This is a genomic window from Pasteurellaceae bacterium RH1A (assembly GCA_012221805.1).
Taxonomy (GTDB): Bacteria; Pseudomonadota; Gammaproteobacteria; order Enterobacterales; family Pasteurellaceae; genus RH1A.
Genome location: CP015195.1, coordinates 1,799,587 through 1,822,984, shown reverse-complemented (window position 1 = coordinate 1,822,984; position 23,398 = coordinate 1,799,587). Strand labels below are relative to the sequence as shown.

The 23,398-nt window shown below is 49.8% G+C and carries 24 protein-coding genes; 14 read left to right on the top strand and 10 right to left on the bottom strand.

Annotation, left to right across the window (positions count from 1 at the left end):
* Window positions 1-7: 7 nt before the first annotated feature.
* From A4G20_08560 to A4G20_08535, 6 genes are all read right to left on the bottom strand, one after another.
* Complete coding sequence (locus tag A4G20_08560) at window positions 8-1,699, bottom strand: two-component system sensor histidine kinase NarQ (protein ID QIW16384.1); 1,692 nt, start codon at window positions 1,697-1,699, stop codon at window positions 8-10.
* A gap of 1 nt (window position 1,700) precedes the next feature.
* Complete coding sequence (locus A4G20_08555) at window positions 1,701-2,516, bottom strand: HAD family hydrolase (protein ID QIW16383.1); 816 nt, start codon at window positions 2,514-2,516, stop codon at window positions 1,701-1,703.
* Window positions 2,517-2,579: 63 nt separating this feature from the next.
* Window positions 2,580-3,446, bottom strand: coding sequence for a plastocyanin (locus A4G20_08550; GenBank protein QIW16382.1), 867 nt, complete (start codon window positions 3,444-3,446; stop codon window positions 2,580-2,582).
* A gap of 122 nt (window positions 3,447-3,568) precedes the next feature.
* On the bottom strand, window positions 3,569-5,281 hold the full coding sequence (locus A4G20_08545) for a single-stranded-DNA-specific exonuclease RecJ (GenBank protein QIW16381.1): 1,713 nt from the start codon (window positions 5,279-5,281) through the stop codon (window positions 3,569-3,571).
* A 160-nt stretch (window positions 5,282-5,441) separates the two neighbouring features.
* Window positions 5,442-6,122 carry a bifunctional protein-disulfide isomerase/oxidoreductase DsbC gene (locus A4G20_08540; protein ID QIW16380.1) on the bottom strand — a complete coding sequence of 227 codons (681 nt, stop codon included), beginning with the start codon at window positions 6,120-6,122 and terminating at the stop codon, window positions 5,442-5,444.
* A gap of 10 nt (window positions 6,123-6,132) precedes the next feature.
* The gene (locus A4G20_08535; GenBank protein ID QIW16379.1) at window positions 6,133-7,653 is read right to left on the bottom strand and encodes a peptidase M23; all 1,521 of its coding nucleotides are present in this window, start codon (window positions 7,651-7,653) and stop codon (window positions 6,133-6,135) included.
* 206 nt (window positions 7,654-7,859) lie between these two features.
* Here A4G20_08535 and znuC point away from each other — a divergent pair, with 206 nt between their 5' ends.
* The 7 genes from znuC to A4G20_08500 all read left to right on the top strand — a co-directional run bounded on the left by znuC (window position 7,860) and on the right by A4G20_08500 (window position 12,561).
* Window positions 7,860-8,645, top strand: a complete 786-nt coding sequence (gene znuC, locus A4G20_08530) for a zinc ABC transporter ATP-binding protein ZnuC (GenBank protein QIW16378.1) — start codon at window positions 7,860-7,862, stop codon at window positions 8,643-8,645.
* 122 nt (window positions 8,646-8,767) lie between these two features.
* Window positions 8,768-9,553, top strand: coding sequence for a zinc ABC transporter permease (znuB, locus tag A4G20_08525; protein ID QIW16377.1), 786 nt, complete (start codon window positions 8,768-8,770; stop codon window positions 9,551-9,553).
* Between the two features lie 135 nt (window positions 9,554-9,688).
* The gene (locus tag A4G20_08520; protein QIW16376.1) at window positions 9,689-10,486 is read left to right on the top strand and encodes a class II glutamine amidotransferase; all 798 of its coding nucleotides are present in this window, start codon (window positions 9,689-9,691) and stop codon (window positions 10,484-10,486) included.
* 226 nt (window positions 10,487-10,712) lie between these two features.
* Window positions 10,713-11,102, top strand: a complete 390-nt coding sequence (locus A4G20_08515; GenBank protein ID QIW16375.1) for a reactive intermediate/imine deaminase — start codon at window positions 10,713-10,715, stop codon at window positions 11,100-11,102.
* The gene (locus A4G20_08510) at window positions 11,102-11,848 is read left to right on the top strand and encodes a multi-copper polyphenol oxidoreductase (protein QIW16374.1); all 747 of its coding nucleotides are present in this window, start codon (window positions 11,102-11,104) and stop codon (window positions 11,846-11,848) included. The genes A4G20_08515 and A4G20_08510 overlap by 1 nt, the downstream gene beginning before the upstream one ends.
* Window positions 11,841-12,275, top strand: a complete 435-nt coding sequence (locus A4G20_08505; GenBank protein ID QIW16886.1) for a ubiquinone-binding protein — start codon at window positions 11,841-11,843, stop codon at window positions 12,273-12,275. The genes A4G20_08510 and A4G20_08505 overlap by 8 nt, the downstream gene beginning before the upstream one ends.
* Entirely contained in the window at window positions 12,265-12,561 is a 297-nt protein-coding gene (locus tag A4G20_08500; protein QIW16373.1) for an RnfH family protein, read from the top strand. The genes A4G20_08505 and A4G20_08500 overlap by 11 nt, the downstream gene beginning before the upstream one ends.
* A gap of 168 nt (window positions 12,562-12,729) precedes the next feature.
* Here the strand turns inward: A4G20_08500 and A4G20_08495 are convergent, their stop codons facing one another.
* The gene (locus A4G20_08495; GenBank protein QIW16372.1) at window positions 12,730-12,948 is read right to left on the bottom strand and encodes a translation initiation factor IF-1; all 219 of its coding nucleotides are present in this window, start codon (window positions 12,946-12,948) and stop codon (window positions 12,730-12,732) included.
* A gap of 98 nt (window positions 12,949-13,046) precedes the next feature.
* Entirely contained in the window at window positions 13,047-13,712 is a 666-nt protein-coding gene (locus A4G20_08490; GenBank protein ID QIW16371.1) for a hemolysin regulation protein AhpA, read from the bottom strand.
* Window positions 13,713-13,791: 79 nt separating this feature from the next.
* On the opposite strand from A4G20_08490, the gene A4G20_08485 reads away from it, so the two are divergent.
* The 6 genes from A4G20_08485 (at window position 13,792) to A4G20_08460 (ending at window position 21,154) form a co-directional block, all read left to right on the top strand.
* Window positions 13,792-14,652, top strand: a complete 861-nt coding sequence (locus A4G20_08485; GenBank protein QIW16370.1) for a phosphoserine phosphatase SerB — start codon at window positions 13,792-13,794, stop codon at window positions 14,650-14,652.
* A 12-nt stretch (window positions 14,653-14,664) separates the two neighbouring features.
* Window positions 14,665-15,156, top strand: coding sequence for a YajQ family cyclic di-GMP-binding protein (locus A4G20_08480; GenBank protein QIW16369.1), 492 nt, complete (start codon window positions 14,665-14,667; stop codon window positions 15,154-15,156).
* Between the two features lie 296 nt (window positions 15,157-15,452).
* Entirely contained in the window at window positions 15,453-16,616 is a 1,164-nt protein-coding gene (locus A4G20_08475) for a lipid-A-disaccharide synthase (GenBank protein QIW16368.1), read from the top strand.
* A gap of 479 nt (window positions 16,617-17,095) precedes the next feature.
* Window positions 17,096-18,490: a hypothetical protein gene (locus A4G20_08470; GenBank protein ID QIW16367.1), complete on the top strand. Its 1,395-nt coding sequence runs from the start codon at window positions 17,096-17,098 to the stop codon at window positions 18,488-18,490.
* A gap of 141 nt (window positions 18,491-18,631) precedes the next feature.
* Window positions 18,632-20,008, top strand: coding sequence for a gluconate transporter (locus A4G20_08465; GenBank protein ID QIW16366.1), 1,377 nt, complete (start codon window positions 18,632-18,634; stop codon window positions 20,006-20,008).
* Window positions 20,009-20,017: 9 nt separating this feature from the next.
* Window positions 20,018-21,154, top strand: a complete 1,137-nt coding sequence (locus A4G20_08460) for a glycerate kinase (protein ID QIW16365.1) — start codon at window positions 20,018-20,020, stop codon at window positions 21,152-21,154.
* A gap of 100 nt (window positions 21,155-21,254) precedes the next feature.
* Here the strand turns inward: A4G20_08460 and A4G20_08455 are convergent, their stop codons facing one another.
* Together A4G20_08455 and A4G20_08450 are read right to left on the bottom strand one after the other, a co-directional pair.
* The gene (locus A4G20_08455; GenBank protein ID QIW16364.1) at window positions 21,255-22,076 is read right to left on the bottom strand and encodes a D-hexose-6-phosphate mutarotase; all 822 of its coding nucleotides are present in this window, start codon (window positions 22,074-22,076) and stop codon (window positions 21,255-21,257) included.
* A gap of 68 nt (window positions 22,077-22,144) precedes the next feature.
* Window positions 22,145-22,894: a hypothetical protein gene (locus tag A4G20_08450; GenBank protein QIW16363.1), complete on the bottom strand. Its 750-nt coding sequence runs from the start codon at window positions 22,892-22,894 to the stop codon at window positions 22,145-22,147.
* A gap of 175 nt (window positions 22,895-23,069) precedes the next feature.
* Between A4G20_08450 and A4G20_08445 the strand changes: the two genes are divergently transcribed.
* Window positions 23,070-23,387 carry a transcriptional repressor protein MetJ gene (locus A4G20_08445; protein QIW16362.1) on the top strand — a complete coding sequence of 106 codons (318 nt, stop codon included), beginning with the start codon at window positions 23,070-23,072 and terminating at the stop codon, window positions 23,385-23,387.
* Window positions 23,388-23,398 lie beyond the last annotated feature (11 nt).

Genomic DNA, 23,398 nt, shown 5'->3' with positions numbered 1-23,398 from the left:
AGATCCCCTATCGTTTAATCATCATGTTAGGCAGCAGCACTCGCACTTCCGTGCCGCCTTCTGCCCGTTTGTAAATGGCAAATTCGCCCTGAAGTTGGGCGGTGCGTTCTTTCATAATAGTCAGGCCATAGTGGCCGTCTGGCTCAATGTCGCTTTGTAGGCCAATGCCGTTATCCCGAATAAGCAAGCAATGCTCGCCATCTTCGTTGGTGTTGGCAAGCACCTCAATTTCACTGGCCTGGGCGTGTTTGATGGCGTTAATCACGGCCTCTCGCACAATTTGTAGCATGTGAACCTGCTGCTGGGCATTAAACATATGCGAAGGCAGCTTGCATTGCAGGCGGATTTGGGCAGTAGTTTGGGGCTGGAGGGAGGCCAGCACATGTTCTAGGGCCTGAGCTAAATTGGCTTCTTGAATGGTCAGGCGGAAGGTGGCCAAAAGCTCCCGCAGCTGGCTGTAGGCCTCGTTGAGGGCCTGTTCAAAGTCGCTCAAAATCTGCTGCTGTTTGGCTGGGTCTTGGCTGCGTTTGAGCAGATTGACCTGAATCTTAAAGAAGGTCAGGGACTGGGCCAGGGAGTCGTGTAACTCTCGGGCGATAATGGCCCGTTCTTCCATCAGAACCAGTTGCTGCTGCTGCTTTTGGGTTTGCAGCACATAGAGGCTGCGGCCAATCATTTCCGACACACTTTGAATCAGGCGTTCATCGGGGCAGACCAGGGAGGATTTCCAACGCAATTCGGCCAGTTTTTCATTTTCAATGGCGATAATGAGGCTTTTCCAGGCCTGGGGTGACACCTGATGAACCAGGCTTACGTTCCAGTAATCTGCCCCGTAGATTTCAATTTCAATGGCATTGAGGCATTCGTTATCCATCACATTACGCAGAACCTGTTCCAGCAACTCTTGGCTGATGGGCTTGGAGGTCAGGAGTTGGGAACATTGGTACATCACCAAAAGGGAGCGATTAACCGCAATCAGGCGGCGGGTCTTGTTTTCTACTTCTTGTTCCAGTGAGGTATAAAGTTTGGCCAGCTCCCGTGCCATTTGGGTAAAGGCAGTGGAGAGTTCGCCCAGCTCGTTGGGTTCATTGACATTGAGCTGGATATGGTCGAAGTCCTCATTTTTGACCTGCTGGCTGGCGGTCATCAGCTGGCTAAGCGGGAAAATAATCCGCTTGCGGGTGTACCAAATGCCGAAATAGGCCAAAAGCATAATGAGCAGCATGGAGGCAGTGATAACCCCAATGGCCAGCTTGAGTTTGAGTTCGGCAAAGGCCTGGAGGGAGAAGACGAAGCTATTAACCTGGCTGGCGTAGGATTCCAGATTTGCAAGATAGGGCTGTTTTTGGCCCGCTTGTATGTAACCTTCCATCACCTGCCAGATGGCCTTGAGCCGTTGGTAGTCCTCCTTGACGGGCTGGGTCACAAAGAGGGAATGCTCCAAGCCCAAGAGTTCAGGTGAGTTGAGGCTGGCCTGGTATTCGGCCAGGCGCTGGTCAATCTTGTCTGGGTGGTGTTCCAGCTCATACAGCAGGCGATAGCTTTGCATCCGCAGGGAGCCAGCGATGTTGATCATGCTGGCGTCCGAGCGGTTGCTCCACATAATGCCTAAGGAAATACTACTGATAAGGCTTGCCGAGGCAATCATGATCAGGAAGTAAAAGCCAATGCGGCGGGTGATGGAATGTTTGGTACGCATCTTAGGCCAGAAGTTGCTTGAGGGCTTGGGCAATGCTGTCCTCATTGTTGGAGCCGATAACCAGATTGGCTGCCGCCTGCACCTCTGGCTCGGCCTCTGCCATGGCAATGCCCATGCCAGCCAATTTGAGCATACTGATATCGTTGAAGTTATCCCCAAAGGCGATTACGTTTTTTGGCTCGATGTATTCTAATTCAAGCAATTTTGCCAGGCAAGCCCCCTTGCTGTTGCCGACAGCGGTAATATCCACCCTGTCCACCCAAGACCATTCTGGGCTGAACTCATCAAGCGGTAGGTTTTCCACAAATTTTTGCATTTTTGCCAGATCTGGGTCGCTGATCAAGACCTTCCAAATGGTGATGCCTTGGTCAATGAAATCCTGGTAGTTTTCCACCTTATGGACATCGGGGCGGACGCTTTCATCACAAGCATTAACCCATTTGAGGAACTTGGTGAAGTGGGCATTGAGGCTTTCATAGGTCATGGCATCCCGTACATAAACGGAAACGTGGATATTTTCTGCCTTGGCAGCCTTGATCAGCCTTTCCGCCTGCGGGCCCGTTAAAGGATTACCCCACAGCACCTGATCATTTTTGAAATCATAAAGGTAGGTGCCGTTACAGCAGATAACAGGCGTATCTAGGCCTAATTCTGCATAATAAGGGCGAACCGCAGTGTGGTGGCGGCCAGTAACAATAAAGACCTTCAGCCCCTTGGCTTGGGCTGCTTTAATGGCTTCTTTGCTGGATTCAAGAATGGTGGCTGAGCTGGAAAGTAGGGTGCCGTCTAGATCGAAGGCCAGGGCTTGGTAGGACATAGAAAACTCCAGAGACAAAAAAAGAAAGGGCTATTATAGCCCTTTCTTTTCATTACTTAAAGATTAACGGTTTAAACCATCTTTGTAAGCTGGAGTTTGGTAGAGTGGAGCTGGGCCGATTGGACCTGCAACTTTCTCACTGCCGCCAGCCGCTTGTTTTAATACTGCACCGTTGGCAGTAATCACAACACGACGGTTAGGACGTAAGCAGTCTTTGAGTGCTTGGCCAGTTTCGCCGTCACAAGCCTTAACTTGGTTAGCTTTACCGTAACCAACAGCTTCGATGTTAGCTGTCACGCCTTGTTGGATTAAGCGAGCTTTAACCATGTTTGCACGACGTTGTGAAAGATTTAAGTTGTAGTTTACTGAACCTAGACGGTCTGTGTAACCTGCTACTTTCACGTTTTGTGCGCCAGAGGCTTTAAGTTGGGCAGCTACGCTATCAACCACTTCGTTACCTTGTGTTTTGAGGTTGTCTTTGTCGAAGTCGAAGAGGAAGTCGCCGCTGAGGTTGAATTCAGTTGCTTGTTCGCTGTTACAGCCGTTTGGATACCATAAGAAGGTTTGGGCATTCATGTTTGTGTCAAATAAAACCTTGTATTGACATACCTTGTGTACGCCATTTTCACGGTAGTTAAACACATAGTCCCATTCACGTACGCTGTAGAGGCCTTCAGCAAAGTGTGGACGGCCAAGAAGGTAGTAAAGTTGATCCTTGTTCATACCTTTTTCAACTTGACGTACATTTTCCCAGTTTACCCAAGTACCGAAGGCAGAACCGTCGTGGTTGTAAAGAGATTTAGAAATATCAGGGAATACTGGATTGTCAGTAGTGCCTTCTTTTGAAACGTTGCTTAGGTTACCACAAGCGGCTACTGCTAGAGCAACGCCTGATAATAACAAGCCACGAAAAACAGTTGTTTTTTTCATCGTAGGTTGTCCTTAATTAAAACAATAATTTTTTAACATGTTCAGTTTGCCAATACAAAAAGGGCAAAAAGACAGCGAATTCTACAATACAAAAGCAATAATTTCCATACCTTTGCAACAATTTACACAAGCAGGTGTTTTACCAGTAATTGTAGATTGGTATTGCCCCGAAATTCATTGACCTCAAGGCTAAAAACAAATCTAGCCTGCTTGATAGATAAATCAGGAAAACGCCTTAAATCGGCATTAAACATAATGGCATCAAAGAGCTGGTTATGGGCCTCAATCATCATTTTCAGGTGCTTGCCGCCTAAAAGACGTTGCTGCAAGATCTTAAATTCGCCCTCAAACAGCGGTTCGGGAAAGTGTTGGCCCCAGGGGCCGGCCTGTTTGAGCAAGCAAGCGGTGTCTAAATTAAATTCTTTTGCAAGCAGCTCTCCATCGGTATAAATAATGCCTTGTAGCTGCGAGGGATCCAGCATTTCGTTGATGGTTTGGTCAAAAATGTCTTGAAAGGCCAAGAACTTATCCTGATGAATGGTCAAACCTGCTGCCATGGCATGGCCGCCGAATTTAAGGAGCAAATTGGGCGCTTTTTGGTCAATCCGTTCCAGTAAATCCCGCATATGTAGGCCTTCAATGGAACGGGCAGAACCCTTGATTAGGTCGCTATCTTCATTTTCTTGGGCAAAGGCCACTACAGGCCGGTGGAACTGATCCTTAATGCGGGAGGCCAGAATCCCAATCACGCCCTGGTGCCAGTCGGGCTGATAAAGCACAATCCCGTGGGCTGTTTCTTTTTGGCTTAAACTCGGGAGCTTGGCACAAATGGCCAGGGCCTCGGTTTTCATCTCTTCTTCAAATTCCTTGCGGGCCTGGTTGAGGCTGTCCAGCTCCAAGGCAAATTGGCGGGCTAGATCCATATTTTCACAAATAAGCAGCTCCACACCTAGCGACATATTTTCCAAGCGGCCAGCCGCATTCAGCCTTGGGGCAATCGCAAAGCCCAGGTCACTGGCCTGGAGTTTGGTCAAATCCCGCTTGGCCACCTCACACAAGGCACGGATGCCGGCCCGGCAATGGCCTGATCGCATACGGTTGAGGCCTTGGTGAACTAAAATTCGATTGTTTTGATCCAGCGGCACCACATCAGCCACCGTGCCCAAGGCCACCAAATCCAGCAGTTCTGCCAGGTTAGGTTCCTTGCCTACAAAGGCCTGCATCTCCCGCAGGCGGCTACGCAGGGCCATCATGGTGTAGAAGGTGACCCCCACGCCGGCCAGATTTTTAGAAGGGAAGGGGCAGTTGGCCAGGTTGGGATTGACCATGGCATCGGCTTCAGGCAATTCATCAGGTGGCAAGTGGTGGTCGGTTACTAGCACCTTGATGCCTTGTGCTTTCAACAAGGCAATGCCTTCAAGAGAGGAAATGCCGTTATCCACAGTCATCACCAAATCCGCTCCCTTGGCCAGCACCATTTCGGCTACATTGAGGCTGAGGCCATAGCCCTGGGTAAAGCGGTCTGGAATGAGGTAGTCCACCTGACTAAAGCCAAACTGGCGTAAGGCTAAGAGGGCTAGGGCAGTACTGGTGGCGCCGTCCGCATCAAAATCGCCCACAATCATAATACGAGACTGGTTTTGATAGGCTTCCACCAAGAGATCGACAGCCTGGCTCATATTGGCCAGTTGATCGGGGCGGTGGAGCTGTTTGAGTGAATGCTCCAGCTCTTGGGGAGATTTGACCCCTCGGGCTTGATAGAGGCGGTTGAGGAGCGGGTGATCAGACAGGGTTTGGTGGCTTACAAGCGGTCGTTTTTGAATGATTTTTTGCACGGTGAATTATTATTCTTAGGTTTTGTTGATAATCCCCCCTCAGCCCGTCGGGCAGCTCCCCCGCAAGCGGAGGGAGCGAAGTTTATAGAGATCTTGATAAACACTTCCCTCCACCCGCTTGCGGGGGAGGTGCCACAGGCGGAGGGGGGGATAACAGATCTTAATTTTCAAGCATTTCCAACAAGGCCTTCGGCTCGACATACCCCCCAATCAACTCACCTGTTTCGGTGATCATATTGGGCGTGCCATTAACCCCAAATTTTAGGCCTAGCTCATAGTGTTTTTTCACAATATTAGGCGTTTTTTGCTGGTTTGGGAGCTTGCCATTTTCGGCATCGTTGAGGGCTTGCACCTTGTCTGTAGAAGTCCAAATGGCTTCCATCTGCTTGGCAGTTTGAGTGTCCATGCCGCCACGAGGGAAGGCCAAATAACGGATGGTAATCCCCAGATCGTTATATTCCTTAATACGCTCGTGGAGCAGGTGGCAGTAGTGGCAGGTGATGTCCATAAAGACCGTGACCACATGCTTTTGGTTTTTGGCTGGGTAAACAATCATTTCAGGTTCAAAAGCCTTGAGATCCGCCAAGAGGGCGTGGTTGGTGATGTCCACTGCCTTGCCATTTTTGATTTCCAGAATTTGGCCTTGGATTACAAAACGGCCGTCCTGGCTAATGTGTAAGACGCCTTGATCAGCAATGGCCGTCTTAAAGTTTGGCAGGGCAGAGTCGCTGATTTTCACATTGCTTGCCCCCATTTTTTCCAGTTGGGTTTTGAGATTGGTATCGTTGGCCATGAGGCTGGCACTCATCAGGGCCAGGCTTAAGAGGGTTAATTTTTTCATAGGGTTCCTTTTAGAGTTTAAGTCTTGCTTCAATATTTTTAGCCTTGGCTAAGAAGGCCTTACGTTCTTTGTCTGGCATACTGGCGCCCGTGCCAGGCAGTTTCACGGTCATCGGATTGACAGGATAGCCGTTGATGTGGAATTCATAATGCAGATGTGGGCCAGTTGAGCCACCTGTGTTGCCAGACAGGGCAATCCGCTGGCCTTTTTTCACCTGCTGGCCCACTTTGACCAGTGAACGGCTGAGGTGCATATAAACCGTGGCATATTGGGAGCCGTGTTGTAGCTTAATATAGCGGCCAGCCCCACGGGCCTGGTAGGACACGGCCACCACCTTGCCATCGGCAGGGGCAATAATCGGTGTGCCGATTTTCACTGCAAAATCTACCCCCTTATGTGGGCGTAGGCGGCGGGTGATGGGGTGAACCCGACGTGGGTTAAAGTGCGATGAAACCCTGGCTCCACCCAAGAGAGGAATACGGGCAAAGCCCTTGCCCAGGGTTTCGCCATGGCGGTTATAAAAACGTCCGTTATCAGCCAAAATGGCATAGTAACTCTTGCCCCCGCTGACCACATGAATGGCCTCCACATTGCCCAGTTCGGTCACCTTGCCGTTGATGTATTCTCGGCGAACCAGTACGGCAAACTTATCGCCCTTCTTGAGCTTGTTGGTGGCAATTTGCCACTGTAGGCCGCTGATAAGCGAGTTGATTTGCCGCTGGGATAGGCCTATGGCCTTGAGGCTGTTGGCCAGCCCATTTTGAATAGTGCCCTTAACCACATCTTGCTTCCATTCGCCCTTTTTGGCAATGATCTTGCGGGTGTACTGGTTTTTGCCTGTGCGTTGGAAGATCTGTTCTTCTTTTTCAGACACCAACCAGTTGAGATAGTCCAGCTCGCCGTTGGCATCTAAGGTCCAATAAAATTGTTGGCCCACAGCCAAGTTGGCCAGGCCTGGGGATTGTTTGATCAAGCCCTGGGCGACACGGTTGTCTAGGCCTGAATGTTCAAGCACGTCTTTTAGCTTATCGCCACGGGCCACGGTATGGCTGAACTGGTTTTTGATCCGCTGGGCCTGGCTGGCAATCTCCAGCAATTCTTCTAGTACGTTTTTGGCCTCAGGGGTCAAGTCAGGGTGGGCATTATCGGCAATGGCGTCTTCATCACCATCGGCGGAAATGACATCATCATGCTGTTGATCGCTGCCTGCGGCAGGATCATCACTGTGGGCCAGGGCATCGCCATCATCGCCTGAAAAGCCATCGGCCTGCTCGCCCTCTTGGGCCAGTTGCAGGGCTTGTTCGGCAATGGCCTTGGCAAAGTCAATACTGTCGAAAAGTGGGTTTTCCTCAATTTCATCAATGGTAAAGGTAAAATCTTGCGGAAAAGGCGAGCGAGAATTGGCCTTTTGGTGGTCTTGCAGAACCAGCAAGATCCCCACGCCCAGGGAGCAGAGGGCTAGGAAGAATAAAATCAGCTTTATCCTGGCCTTCTTTTTCCGTCTATCTCGGGCAAATACAATCTTTTGCAAAATATCATCCTGTTCTTTCAGGCCGCCCTTGGGGCAACCTGTTTAAATCTTTTAAATCATCAAAAATCGACAGCCTAGGCTCTCGAAAGTTCGTCACAAGCGGTCAGATTTGCAAGTTTTTTTACAAATTCGACCGCTTGTTATTGTCAGGCCAAATAAAATCGGGTAAGTTGCAGGCCAAATCAATTCCCTAAAATTTTTATGTTATGCAGATCCATCGTTTAAGTGCGGTTAATAAATCCCCCGCCCTGGTTTCGCTTGAAGGTATTCAAGTGGAATTCGACGGCCAAACCGCCCTGCAAAATATCAATTTAACTCTCTACCCCAACTCCATTACCACCATTGTGGGGCCGAATGGCGGGGGAAAATCCACCCTGCTTAAGGTGCTTTTAAAGTTGCTCAAACCCAGCCAGGGCAAGGTTACCCACCGCAAGGGCTTAAAAATCGGTTATGTGCCGCAAAAGCTGCATCTTGACCCCTCAATGCCCATGACCGTTGTTAAGTTTCTGAGCCTGAAACCCAAGGTCAAACCCGCGGCCATTGATGAGGCCTTGAGCCTCTTTTCCATTGTACATTTAAGGCAAAACAGTATGCAGAAGCTCTCGGGCGGCGAACTACAACGGGTCTTACTGGCTCGGGCAATTTTAGACAAGCCCCAGCTCTTGGTTTTGGATGAACCCATGCAGGGAGTGGATATTACAGGGCAAACGGAACTCTATCAACTACTAAATCGCACCCGCAGCTGGCTAAATTGTGCCATTTTGATGGTTTCCCACGATTTAAACATCGTGATGGCCAATACGGACGAGGTTTTATGCGTTAATAAGCATATCTGCTGTGCTGGCACGCCCGAAACCATTACCAATGAACCCAGTTTTATCCACTTTTTCGGCGACCAATTCGCCCAAAACGTGGCCTTTTACAGCCACCGCCATAATCATCACCATAATTTGCATGGGGATGTGTGTAATGGCGAGTGCCATTGTAAGTAAAAAAATTTCCTCAAGAAAAGATAGCGCCAGCCTCCAGGCTGGTGCTTATAAATGAGAATACAGGGGGCACAAGCGAGGACGCTTGCGCCATCTTGCAAAGCGAAAGATATATAAAGGAAACCATGCTAGAAATCCTCCTCCCCGCCTGGCTGGCAGGCATACTCTTAACCTTTATCACCGCCCCCTTGGGCGCCTTTGTGGTCTGGCGGAAGATGGCCTATTTTGGAGACACGCTTTCCCATTCCGCCCTCCTAGGCGTGGCCCTGGGCATTTTTCTCCAGCTGGACCCTTATCTGGCTGTGATCGGCATGACCGTCCTTCTAGCCCTGCTTCTGGTCTGGCTGGAACAACGCACCAGCTTCTCGGTGGATACCATGCTGGGCATTATCGCCCATTCCAGCCTGTCTTTGGGGGTGATTACTATCAGCCTCTTGGACAATGTGCGGGTTGATCTTATGTCCTATCTCTTTGGTGATCTGCTGGCCATAAATCTAAATGATGTAGCCTTTATCGGCGTGGGCGTTATTATCATTGCCTCCCTCCTAGGCTTTTTCTGGAAGCAGCTCTTGTCCATTACCATCAGCCCTGAACTGGCCCAAATTGAGGGCTTGAATGTGGCTCGCCTGCGTCTGTTGCTTATGTTGCTAACTGCACTCACCATTGCCTTGAGTATGAAGTTTGTGGGGGCGCTCATTATTACCTCGCTCCTGATCATTCCCTCAGCCACGGCCAGACGCTTTGCCAAAACCCCCGAAGGCATGGTTTTGGGGGCTATTTTGCTGAGTATGGTGGCTATTACTTTAGGCCTGGGCTTATCGGCCTGGAAGGACACGCCAGCAGGCCCATCGGTGGTGGTGGCCAGCGGTTTACTCTTTTTGTTGTCCCTTATGCGAAAATCGTCTAACTAATGCAAAAATATTGATCTGCCCCTATTGAATTCTTTGCAAATTTGGGCTTAAATCACACCGCTTACACCGCATAAAGAGAGCGTGCTGGTAGGTAGGATTTTTCAGTTTCAACATATGCAAAAAGAATAAAATATTATGTGCCAATTATTAGGAATGAATTGTAATACCCCAACGGATATTACCTTCTCTTTTGAAGGTTTCCGACGGCGGGCTGGCTTAACCGATCAACATACAGACGGGTTTGGTATCGCTTTTTTTGAAGGCAAGGGTGTGCGTATCTTTCGGGATAACCGCCCAGGTGCCTCTTCCCCAATGGCCGATTTGGTCAGCCAGTACCGCATCAAGTCCCTTAACGTTATTGCCCATATCCGCAAGGCCACCAAGGGCGATGTGAACCTCGAAAACACCCACCCTTTTATTCGGGAAATCTGGGGCGAAAACTGGGTTTTTGCCCACAACGGCACGGTGGACGTACAAGTTTGCCCCAACAGCCACTATCAACCTATTGGAACAACCGATTCGGAAGCCGCCTTCTGCTGCCTCTTGGCTCGCCTAAAAGAACGCTTTCCACAGGAGCCAACAGAGAAAGAAATCTTTGATGCCGTGGTGGAAATCACCTCTGAAATCGCCCAGCACGGGGTCTTGAATTTTATCCTCTCTAACGGCCACTGGATGATCGCCCGTTGTGCAACCAACCTTCACTATGTTTGCCGCCGAGCGCCTTTTGGCAAGGCCCTGCGGGATGATGATGTGTTGATTGACTTTAGCCAATACACCACAGCCAATGATAAGGTAACGGTGATTACCACCCAGCCTTTAACCAAGAATGAAAACTGGACTAAGATGAAAAATGGCGGCTATGTTTTCTTCAAGAATGGTGATGCCATTTATGAAATTGAAGGCAACCTGGTTGAGAATTTAAATCACGTTTAAGATCTTATTTGACAAGCACCGCTTGAATACCTAATATTCAAGCGGTTATTTTTTGTAGATCATACGAGCCGTATGATCTTACCTAGGATAGCGCCAGCGTCCACGCTGGTGCTGAAAAATCAATCTTCGCCATAATCATGATGGCACAAGCGAGGACGCTTGCGCCATCCATATTTGTTATATACAAGCGGTAATTTTTCCCCAAAAATTTACAAGGAGAACACCCATGACCACCGTCATCCACACCGAAAAAGCCCCGGCCGCCATCGGCCCTTATGTTCAAGCCATGGACTTGGGCAATTTGGTTTTCACCTCAGGCCAAATCCCGGTCGTGCCTGCCACGGGCGAAATTCCGTCTGACATCGTGGCCCAAACCCGTCAATCGCTAGAAAATGTTAAGGCCATTATTGAACAGGCCGGTCTCTTAGTGACTGACATTGTCAAAACCACCGTTTTTGTTAAAGATCTCAACGACTTCGCTCGGGTCAATGCCGAATACGAAGCCTTCTTCCGTGAAAACAACCACCACGCCTTCCCAGCTCGCTCTTGTGTAGAAGTAGCTCGTCTGCCGAAAGATGTCGGCATTGAAATCGAAGCCATTGCGGTACGTAAATAATGCTTGAGCTCATTAAACCCAATTGGAATGTGCCTGGCCACGTTCATGCCCTGACCACCACCCGCTTGGGCGGGGTCAGCCTATCGCCTTTTGACAGCCTGAATCTAGGCAATCATGTGGGGGACGCCCCTGAAGCAGTTGCAAAAAATCGGGAAATCTTGACCGCTTGTCTGAAACTGCCCCAAGTGCCTCTTTACCTAGATCAGAGCCATACTACCAAGGTATTGCACTTGCCTTATACGGGAACTGATCTCAATGCTGATGCCGCCTACACTAAACAAGCCAAGCAGGTTTGCCTGGTGATGACCGCCGACTGCCAGCCTGTACTGTTCTGCAATAAGGAAGGCAACCAAGTGGCCGCTGCCCATGCCGGCTGGCGGGGCCTCTGTGATGGGGTTCTGGAAGAGACCGCCAAGGCCTTTGACTGCCCTATGGAAGAGATCATTGTTTGGGTTGGCCCGGCCATTGGCGAAAATGCCTTCCAGGTGGGGCAGGAAGTGGTCGAACAGTTCTGTGCAGTTGATCCAGAAGCCATCAAGGCCTTTCGCCCAGACCCAAGAGCAAGCGGTAAGTTTTTAGGCAATCTTTACCAAATTGCCCAACAACGCCTCAACAAGCTAGGGATCCAGCAGATTTCAGGCGGCGATTACTGCACCTACACTGACACCCAGCGCTTCTTTTCCTACCGTAAGGAAGGCAAAACGGGGCGGATGGCCACCCTAATTTGGTTTGAAGATCATGCCTAGCCTTAATCAATCCCTCTTGGTGGCCTACAGTGCTGAGCAAATGTACCGCCTAGTCAATGACTACGAGGCCTACCCCCAATTTATCTCTGGCTGTGTTGGGGCCAAGACTCTGGTTCAAGGCCAGGATGAGCTGGAGGCTGAGCTGCACATTCAGAAACTGGGCATTAGCCAACGCTTTACCACCCACAATACCATGATTGCCAACCGGGAAATCAAGATGGAACTGGTGCGGGGGCCCTTTAAAAACCTATCAGGATCCTGGCGCTTTGAGCCCTTTGATGAACAAACCTGTCGGATTTCTCTGCAACTGGATTTTGAGTTTGAAAGCCCTATGGTGGCCTTGGTCTTTGGCAAGATTTTTAACGAGCTTATTCAAAAGATGATTCAGGCCTTCAAACAAAGAGCCAAGGAGGTTTATGGTGGCTGAATTAAGCGTAGAAGTGGCCTATGCCTATCCTGAAAAATACTTCCTCAAGAAGGTGATGTTGGAAGAGCCGGCCAGCATTCAGAACGTGATTTTGAAATCGGGCGTCCTGCAAAAGTACACGGAAATCGACCTACGAACCAGTAAGGTAGGGATTTTCAGCCGGCCGGCCAAACTAACTGATTTGGTAGAAGATGGCGACAGAATTGAAATCTACCGCCCCCTTTTGGCTGACCCAAAAGAAATTCGCCGCAAGCGGGCAGAGCAGCAGAAAGAGAAAAAAGAGTAGAAAACAAGCTACAAAGCTAAAAAACGATTGGTGAGCTTGTCGAACCATGAGTTTTTTAGCCTATCTTGCACAAAACTAATGCTTCGACAGGCTCAGCAACCGTTTTGTGCAAGTGAGTGCATCATTCCAGAAAAAAAGCCAAAACATGTGTTTTGGCTTTTTTGTTTCTTATCTCGCTCGGAAGGTAATGCGTGCCTTGTTGAGGTCGTAAGGGGTCATTTCAACGGTGACCTTATCGCCGGTTAAAATACGGATGTAGTTTTTACGCATTTTGCCAGAAATGTGGGCGGTGACCACATGGCCGTTTTCCAGTTCCACACGGAACATGGTATTAGGTAGGGTTTCTAAAATTGTGCCTTGCATTTCAATGCAATCTTCTTTAGCCATTTATTCCTCTTTGTATTGTTTGGTTGGTTTGTAAAAGGCGTTGGGCAAGCCCAACAAAACTGCGCTATTATACGCCAATAGGGCCGAATTTCAATCTCTTAGGCAGAAAAGCGTCTGCGGCGGGCGTGAAAACGCTGGCTCTGGCCCTTGGGCTTGGCCACCCTGTTTTTGGGGCTGGCCTGCACAGGTGGGGCTTTTTTGCGAAAGAGGTAGAAGCAGCTGACGAAAAGCCCGCCTGCTAGAAAGAGAATAAGCAGCTCGCCATAGAGATTGCGAAAGAGCTGATCAACCCGGGTTTTGGTGGTTTGGCCGTATTGGGCATCAAAGGTGACCCGAATAAAACCTTGCAAGTTCTGCTGGATAATAATGGGCTCGACAATCTGCTGGGTGTTGGTGGCAGCCCCTTCTGGTGGATTGAGTAGGCTTTTAAGCGGGGCGGCCTGGTGGCTTTGGGCAATCAGCTTGCCTGAAGCCGAATAGAGGCTGGCATCCAGTACAAATTCCTCTCGGGAGAGGTTATCCAGGGCCTCGATCAGCTCATCTTGTTTGGCCTTGCCATCCAACAAAATACCAAATAAATTGGCCTGCTGACGGACCAGTAAGTGGGACAGATTAGACACCTGATTTACGCTGGCCAGCTGTGAACCCAGCTTAAATTGATTGATGCCGCTCAGAATCACCCCGACCACGGCGGCACAGAGCAGGATAATCACGATGAGAGCGCCGCTTTTTATGAGCTTGTCACGGCTAAGATTGATATACATAAAAACCTCACAAATAAGGGTGCTATTGTAGCCTACAAGCGGTAAAATATCCGCAAAATTTTACAAATCAGGACAAACCATGCAAAACATCATCTTTCTTTACGCCAAGCATCTTAGCCAGGCCCATATTGAACAATTTGCCCAAAAGACCAGCTCTCACCTGCTCAAACAGGCCCAATACTTGGGCTACCGACTGGCCTTTTTTGAAAGTCAGGCGGAGAATCTGCGAGAGGTTGCCCAGCAGCTAGGCTGTGATGTGGCCCATCTCAACATCACCCCCAACCTGGCCCAGCCTGGCCTTCTGCTCATGGATATGGACTCCACCGCCATTAAAATTGAGTGCATTGATGAAATCGCCAAGCTGGCCGGCACAGGCCAGGTGGTGTCTGCCATCACGGCCAGTGCCATGCGGGGGGAGCTGGATTTTGAACAAAGCCTACGCAAGCGGGTGGGCACCCTCCAAGGCGCTCCTGAAAGCATTTTACAAGAAGTACGGGAAAATCTACCGCTTATGGAAGGGTTTGAAGACATGGTTAAAACCCTCAAGCAAGCAGGCTGGAAGCTGGCCATTGCCTCGGGCGGTTTTGACTATTTTGCCGACTACCTAAAAGACACCTATGGCCTGGATTTTGCCGTGTCTAACCAGCTAGAAATTGTGGACGGCAAATTAACCGGCCAAGTCTTAGACCGTGTGGTTGATGCTCAATATAAGGCCGAAACCTTAGAGGCCTTGGGGCAAAGATTCGCTATTCCACAAACCCAATGGGTGGCTGTGGGCGATGGAGCCAACGATCTGCCCATGCTTAAAACCGCCAGCTTAGGCCTTGCCCTCCATGCCAAACCAAAAGTGCAAGAAGAGGCCAAATTTGTGGTAAACTTTGGCGACTTAACCGCCTTGGTGGTCTTACTCCATGCCAAGGCTCTTTTTAACCAAGCATAAGAGGATTTGATCATGCCATCATTTGATATTGTTTCAGAAGTGACCATGCACGAGGTGCGTAATGCGGTGGAAAACGCCAACCGTGACCTAACTAACCGCTACGATTTCCGCAATGTTCATGCTGAAATTGAACTCAACGAAAGCAAGGAAACCATCAAGCTGACCACAGAATCTGACTTTCAGTTGGAGCAGCTTATTGACATCCTACGCAATGCCATGATCAAGCGTAGTATCGAATCTAACTCGCTGGATATTCCTGATAACTACGAACACCACGGCAAGCTCTACAGCAAGGAAGTTAAGGTCAAACAGGGGATTGAAACCGACATGGCCAAGAAGATCACTAAATTGATCAAGGACTCCAAGCTCAAGGTGCAAACCCAGATCCAGGGGGATCAGGTTCGAGTAACGGGTAAATCCCGTGATGATCTACAAAGTGTGATTCAGCTGGTCAAAGGGGCAGAACTCGGCCAGCCTTTCCAGTTTAATAATTTCCGAGATTAATTCTAAGGTTCGGTCAGTGAGCTTGTCGAACTGTACCGCACCGTTTTAAGTCTAGATAAGTCTAGATAACAAGCGGTCATATTTTGCAGCTTTTTTGCAAATTCCAACCGCTTGTAAGCGAGGTAAAGAATGGCAGAAGAAAAAAGCTGGTTTAAAAAAATGCTGGAAAAATACGACGACCTATGCAAAGACCTAGGCGTAGAGCAGGGCGGCTGCCGAGGCTGCGTGCCAGTGGTTAAGTTCGATGAAGATAAGACCCCTGAAGAAAACCAACTACAAGGCGAGAGCAAATAACCATGCAGAACCCAGTTATTGCCCTGGTGGCAGGTGAAATTTCAGGTGATATTTTGGGCGCTGGCCTTATCAAGGCCTTGAAAAGGCATTACCCTCATGCCCGTTTTATCGGCGTGGCAGGCCCCCGTATGTTGGCCGAGGGCTGTGAAAGCCTCTTTGATATGGAAGAGCTGTCTGTTATGGGCTTGGCCGAGGTGGTCAAGCACCTGCCCCGCCTGCTCAAACGCCGCAAGCAGGTGATTGACACCATGTTGGCCCTCAAGCCTGATGTTTTTATCGGCATTGATGCTCCAGATTTTAACCTGGGCGTAGAGGAAAAACTCAAGGCCCAAGGCATCAAAACCATTCACTATGTTAGCCCCTCTGTTTGGGCCTGGCGGCAAAATCGAGTACATAAGATTGCCCGTGCCACCAATCTGGTGCTGGCCTTCCTGCCCTTTGAAAAGGCCTTTTACGACCGCTTCAATGTCCCTTGCCGCTTTATTGGCCACACCATGGCTGATGCCATTGCCCTTGAGCCTAGCCGAGAAGAAGCCTGCCAAAGCCTAGGTCTCGATCCTGCCAAACGCTATCTGGCCATTTTGGTCGGCAGCCGTGGCAGTGAGGTAGGCTTTTTAACCGAGCCTTTTCTCAAAACCGCCCAGCTCCTCAAGGTTCAACATCCTGATTTGGTATTTTTGGTGCCCCTGGTCAATCAAAAACGGGTTGAGCAATTTGAGGCCATCAAGGCCCAGGTTGCTCCTGATTTAGAGGTGAAGATCTTAGATGGCAAGGCTCGGGCCGCCATGATGGCAGCCGAAGCCACCTTACTGGCCTCAGGCACAGCAGCCTTGGAGGCCATGCTCTGCAAATCGCCTATGGTGGTGGGCTATAAGATGAAACCGCTGACCTATTGGCTGGCTAAAAAATTGGTTAAAACTGATTATATTTCCCTGCCCAACCTGCTGGCACAGCAAGGCTTGGTGGCGGAATTGGTGCAGGAGGATTGCAACCCTGAAAACCTGGCGGCCCACCTCCTGCCTTTCTTGTCTAACAAGCCAGACGATCTAGCCCAAAAGGCCCAGCTCAAGGCTCGCTTTAAGGATCTGCACCAGCAAATTCAATGCGGGGCAGACGAACAGGCGGCTCAAGCGGTGGTGGATGTGTTGAACCTTGGCCGTGGGTAATTTTTACCCACGGTTAAACATAAACATTCCCCTTTGGGGAAGCAGAACTACCAAGTTCTCGTGAAGGAGAAAGATCCCCTCCCCCGTTTACGGGGGAGGGTTAGGGTGGGGGGATTTGCCGAAAGGCAAAGTGCTATAAATTTTCACAAAATTTGCAAATATTCCTAGATTTTGTCCCGCTTGTATCTTGAGCTTCGCTCAATCCCCCACCCCAGCCCTCCCCGCAAGCGGGGGAGGGAGTTAAAATAATAACTGCACAGTTCTGCTTTGTGGGAGAGTGGTTACTCTTTGCCCCAAAGGGGCAAGTTTATATTTAACCTAGGGTAACTCGTTACCCTAGGACATGGCTTTCTGTGTTCAGCCTTTACTGAATTTAAATTATTGTAAAAAATGAATGATCGTTCATTTCCAACCTAGCGAATTAGGGTGTATTTGGTTAGAATACGCCCTAAATTTTTCTCTCTACCAAGGAAAGCAGCATGCAACTTTCAAAAATCACCCTTACGGTCTTATTGGGCCTGGCCATTACAGGCTGTGCCAATAGAATGAGCCAAGATGGCTCGCTTGAACAAGCCCAACAGGACTACCAACAATACCAAGACCTGACCAGCCAATACCAAATCAACGAACAATGGTGGCAGGGCTATAACGACCGTGAACTCAACCGCCTAGTAGAAATGGCCCTTCGCAATAACGTAGATTTAGCCAAGGCCGCTATCAGCGTTAATCAAGCCCTTTATAATGCCAACCTAGTTGGGGCAGATTTAGTGCCAGGTTTTAGTGGTTCAGGCTCGGCCGGCCTTTCCAAAGGCGTGGGCGACCCAAGCCACAATGCCGTTTCAACTGGCACCTCCACCCGCACCAATAGCCTAGGCCTCAATGTCAGCTACACCATCGATCTCTGGAAGCGTTTAGCCGATACGGCCTCCGCTGCCGAGTGGACCCACAAGGCCAGCCAAGAAGATTTAGCGGCGGCTCGTTTAGCCTTGATCAACTCCACCATCAATGCCTATTACAACCTAGCCTACCTCAAAGAAGCCATTGCCGTGACCCAGCAAAGTATTCGCTACTATGAGCAAATTCAAGGCATTCTCAACAACAAACTCAAGGCCGGCGCCATTGATGGTTTAAGTGTAGAACAGGCCAACCAAGCTGTCTTAACGGCCAAGAATACCTTAATCAGCCTCCGTTCTAGCCAAAAAACAACCGAGCAAACCCTGCGTAATTTGCTAAATTTAGGCCCAAATGACCCGCTTGCTATCAATTCTGCCAGCCTGTCTAAGGTTAAAGTACAAGGTGTGAACCTCAATGTGCCAGTTTCAACCATTGCCAACCGCCCAGATGTCAAGGCCAGCCTAGCCCGCCTGCAAAGCAGCTTTAACAGCCTAAGTGCCATGGAAAAAAGCTGGTTCCCAACGGTGACCATCGGTGCTAACTTGACTGGCAGTGGCAGCAGTGTGCAAGCCGTTGGCCAAAACACCGTATTAGGCGGCACACTGGGCATCAGCCTGCCTTTCCTAGACTGGAACCGTGTTAAATGGAACGTGAAAATCAGCGAAGCCAGCTATGAAACGGCTAAACTGAATTACCAACAATCAGTCACCACGGCCCTCAACGAAATTGACACCTACTACTACACCTACGGTCAATATCGCAGCAACCTGGCCAACTTGCAAAAGACCCTTGAGCACAACCGCAAGATCAGCCAATACTACAAAAACCGCTACGATCAGGGCGTATCCGAATTCCGTGAGTGGATCAACGCCGTCAATACCGAGAAAAACTCCCAGCTTTCAGTCCTCCAGGCCAAATACAGCCTGATCCAAGCTGAAAACGCCGTTTACCAAGCCATGGCCGGGAAATATCGTCCATAGGCAACAAGGCCTTTCAATACAGCCAGCAGATGCTGGCTGTTTTTTTAGCTGTTTTTGTTAAATATTTGTTAAATCCCTCTTGTGGTGTGCCTGATTTTGTGGTTTATTAGCAACCAATTCTCACCATAAAAGGAGCTTCCCATGAGCGGTATCAGTCTGATTATTTGCTTTGTGATCGCCATTGCCTTGATGATTTGGATGATTGCAAAACTTAAAGTCCATCCCTTCCTTGCCCTAATGTCTATTTCTTTAACCCTGGCCTTGGTGGTCGGTATCGATCTGAATAAGATTCCGGCCATCTTGGGTGAGGGTTTTAGTGGTATCTTTAAAAGTATCGGGATTGTGATTATCTTTGGGGCCATTATTGGCACCATTCTAGAAAAAACAGGTGCTGCCTTGAAATTGGCTGATATGGTGGTCAAGCGTGTCGGGCAAAAACGTCCTGAGCTGGCCATGCTCATCATGGGCTGGGTTGTCGGCATTCCCGTCTTTTGCGACAGTGGCTTTGTGGTGCTCAACCCCATTCGGGAAGCCATTCGCAAGAAAATTGCTGCCAATGCCGTGGGCATGTCTGTCGCCCTCAGTGCAGGCCTTTATGCCTCCCACGTCTTTATTCCGCCTACACCAGGGCCGATTGCCGTAGCTGGCGGTTTGGGCTTGGGCCATAATCTGCTTTTGGTGATTGGCATCGGTTTTGTGGTCTCTATTCCTGTTCTCTTGGCCAGCTATGCCTTTGCTAAATATATCGGCAAGAAGGTCGCCGTTAATGATGAGGGAACTGATCCGCTGATTGCACAAGGTTATGATGAACTGCTTAAGCATTATGGCAAACTGCCAAGCGGCTTTCTCAGCCTTGCCCCGATTGTTAGCCCGATTTTGCTTATGGCCCTGGGGTCGATTGCCAAGATCTTGGGCCTAACCGGCGGATTTGCGCAACTGATTTTATTCTTGGGTAACCCCATTATTGCCTTGGCGATTGGGGTGATTTTTGCTGTACTCCTCTTGGTAAGCAGCCAAAAAATGGCAGAGTTTGATAGCCTTACTAACGAAACCCTGAAAATTGTTGGCCCGATTCTATTTATTACCGCAGCGGGCGGCGTGCTGGGTAAGGTTATTACAGAGGCAGGCTTTGTGGAATACATCAAGCAAAATGCCCATGTTATCAGTGCTGCTGGTATTTTCTTCCCCTTCCTGATTTCCGCTATTCTCAAAACGGCTCAAGGCAGCTCAACCGTGGCCATGATTACCACAGCAGCCATTATGGGCATGTTTAATGCCAGTGATTCCTTGATGGCTGCCCTAGGCCTGACCTCTGAAATAGCCGCCGCCTTAACGGTTATGGCCATTGCTGCGGGGGCCATGTGTGTGTCCCATGCCAATGATAGCTACTTCTGGGTGGTCACCAATTTCACCAAGCTCAGCCCACAACAGGGCTATCGTACCCAAACCGCCCTGACTTTTATTATGGGCGTAACGGGTATTATCACGGTTTACCTGCTTTCCCTTGTTCTACTCTAAGGAGATAAGATGAAGATTGTTATTGCCCCAGATAGTTTTAAAGAAAGCCTGACTGCCCTTGAGGTGGCCAGCGCGCTTGAGGAGGGGATTAAAAAGGTTCTGCCAGAGGCTGAATGTATTAAGGTGCCCATGGCTGATGGGGGAGAGGGGACGGTGCAGTCCTTGGTGGATGCCACGGGCGGCCGGTTGATTGAGGTGGAGGTAACGGCTCCCCTGGGCAACAAAACCCTGGCCAGCTTTGGCTTAAGCGGGGATGGCCAAACAGCCATTATCGAAATGGCAGCCGCTTCAGGCCTGCACTTGGTGCCCATGGCAGAGCGAAACCCGCTTAAGACCACCAGTTTTGGCACGGGCCAGTTGATTCAAGCCGCCCTAGATTTAGGCGTGAAAAAATGCCTGCTTGGCATTGGGGGCAGTGCTACCAATGATGGAGGGGTTGGTATGCTACAAGCCTTGGGCGCACGGTTTTTAGATGCCCAAGGCCAAGATATCGGCCCAGGCGGCCAGGCCCTTAGCCAAATTCAAAGCCTGGATTTAAGCGGCCTGGATGCAAGATTGGCCCAAGTAGAATTTGAAGTAGCCTGCGATGTGGACAATCCCCTGTGTGGCCCACAGGGGGCTTCGGCGGTATTCGGCCCGCAAAAAGGGGCGAGTGAGGAGATGGTTGAGCAGCTAGACCAAGCCCTCTATCATTTTTCCCAAGTAGTGGAAGCCCAGCTTGGCCTGGCCATTCGAGAGGTGGCCGGCAGTGGGGCGGCAGGTGGTATGGGCGGGGGCTTGCTGCTCCTGCCTCAAGTCCAACTTAAGCCTGGGGTGGAGATTGTCATACAAGCGGTCAAATTAATGGAAATTGTTGCAAAGGCCGACTTGGTCATTACAGGCGAGGGCCGCATGGACAGCCAAACGGCCTCGGGCAAAACCCCTGTGGGCGTGGCACAAGCCGCCAAGTTATTTGGCAAACCCGTGGTGGCCGTGGTAGGTTGCCTAAAAGAGGATTATGAGGTGGTGTACGACAAGGGCATTGATGCCGTTTTCCCCATTATTCGCCACCTGCATTCCTTGGAAGATACCTTGAAAATGGGCAGGGAAAACCTGATTTCCACTGCCCAAAATATTGCTAGGCTTTATCGGTTGGCTAAGTGTTGAACATCTCTTTGATAGCCTTTGATAGCGCCAGCCTCCAGGCTGGTGCTGGGTAGCCATCAAAACGGCACTAGCCTAGAGGCTAGCGCCATCACGGCCTAATTTAGGCTTTAAGCGAAATCCCCAAATACAATTCTTCTTCTGCCTCCATCAGGCTGGAAATTCGTGCGGTTTCCACACACACCATGGTCTTATAACCCACTTGGCTCATTTGGCTGGTTGGCTTATGCCATGGGTTCCAGAGGACAACCTCGCTGGCTTCCTGATGATTGATAAGAATTTGGCGCTGGTTGCCCTTGTCCTCAATGGCTTGTTCCACATCATCTGACAGGGTTTTGTAGATACAGTCCACATTTTCAGCAATGGCCCGTGGCGAAGGCACGTCTTCTTCCTGTTGGGTTAGGCTGTTAAAGCAAGGATTTGGCAGGCCATGCACCAGGGTTTGTTCAATATCAGCCACATTGAAGTAGGTATGCAGGGCGGCTTGGGCCGGTTCTGAGCCTAGGTGGCGGAAGAAAACCTCGCAGTTATTTTCGCTGAACTGAAAGGTTACCTTGGCAAGCGGGCCGTTTTCGCCCTCTTTTTGCAAGAGGAAGGTTAATAGTACGCCGTGTTCATTGACACGGTAGCCCTCAAACTCCCAAAGCTGGATACGGGCAAAGCCGTGGGCAGGGCTTTTCACGCCGCCAAACCAAGGGTAGCAGATGGGAATTCCGCCCCGAATAGCTGTGCCCAGCTCAAAGGGTTCGATTTCGCTCAGCCAAAGTACATCAGCTTGGCCTGCGGGCTGCCACTTAATCAACTGCGCCCCTTGCAGGGCCACCTGGGCCTCAAAAAAGCGGTGTTTTACCACGACAACCGGGATTTGGTTAAACTGTTCAAGGCTGATGCCTTCTGCCACTTGGCGGATAAATTGGGCTTGCATACTTGCTCCTTAAAAAAACAAGCGGTCTGTTTTTTTGCAGATTTTTGCAAGGAACAGACCGCTTGCGGTTAGTCGATATTTTTTAATTCTTCTTCAGACAAGGTTTCTTCTTCAGGCGCACCAGACTTACCATCAGACACCCTGAAGTTGAGGTTTTGGAAGTAGGCTTCACGGAAGGTCACATAAGGGTCTTGGGACTGCTTGAGCAAGGCTTCCTGATCTAGGAGGCTGGCTCGGGTATCAATCGCATCCACAGCCCCTGCTCCCAAGGTTACCGCTGTAGGTAGATCAGCGGCCTGATTGGCTGCCCAGTTGCCGGCTGTCCCCACCAAGCCACGAGGGGTAGTTGGGCCTAGGGCTGGCAGCATAATGTAGGCGCCTGTCGGCACGCCGTAAGCACCCAGGGTATCGCCCAGGCTGCGGTGGCCGTTTTCTAATTTCAAATCAGGCGTTTGGCTGGCCCAGTCAATCAAGCCGCCTAAGCCGAAAGTGGAGTTGATCCAAAAGCGGTTAAAATGCACCATAGCCTTTTGCCCCTCACCCTCAAGCAGGCGGCTGACAAAGCTCATCGGTTCGCTTAGGTTGCTGGCCACATTGGTTAAGCCTGTTTTGATAGGGCTTGGCACATATTCCTTCCAGCCTGTGGCGACTGGCTTGAAGACATAAGGGTCAAGCACATTGTAATTGACCGACCACATGGCCCGGTTAAAGCCCTCAAGCGGGTCGGCACGTTGCCCAGTTTCAGGATCGATAGAAGATGAGCAGGCTGTGACCACAGCCAAACTGGCGATTAAGCCTAGGTGTTTGATTTTTAACATGAGCAATTTCCTGTGTAGGGTGCGTTCAAACGCACCATAAATATTTGGTGCGTTTGAACGCACCCTACGAAAGCCTATATAATAAAAGCAAAAGCCAAAGAAATCTAGACGTCTAGATTGCGAGATGGCTTCATTTTGATTAGAATAACCACAATTTTTTTCTTGGGGAAGCAAGATGGCAAACTGGAACGGCCAATATATTAGTCCTTATGCAGAACATGGCAAAAAAAGCGAGCAGGTTAAAAAAATCACGGTGTCTATTCCGATTAAGGTCTTGGAGATCTTGACCAACGAACGCACCCGCCGCCAAATCAAGAACCTCCGCCATGCCACTAACAGCGAATTGCTCTGTGAAGCCTTCTTACACGCCTTTACCGGCCAGCCCCTGCCGACCGATGAAGACCTAATGAAGGAACGCAGCGACGAAATCCCTGAAGAAGCCAAGCAGAAAATGCGGGAAATGGGCATCGACCCAGACAGTTGGCAATATTAGGTTAAGCCTCG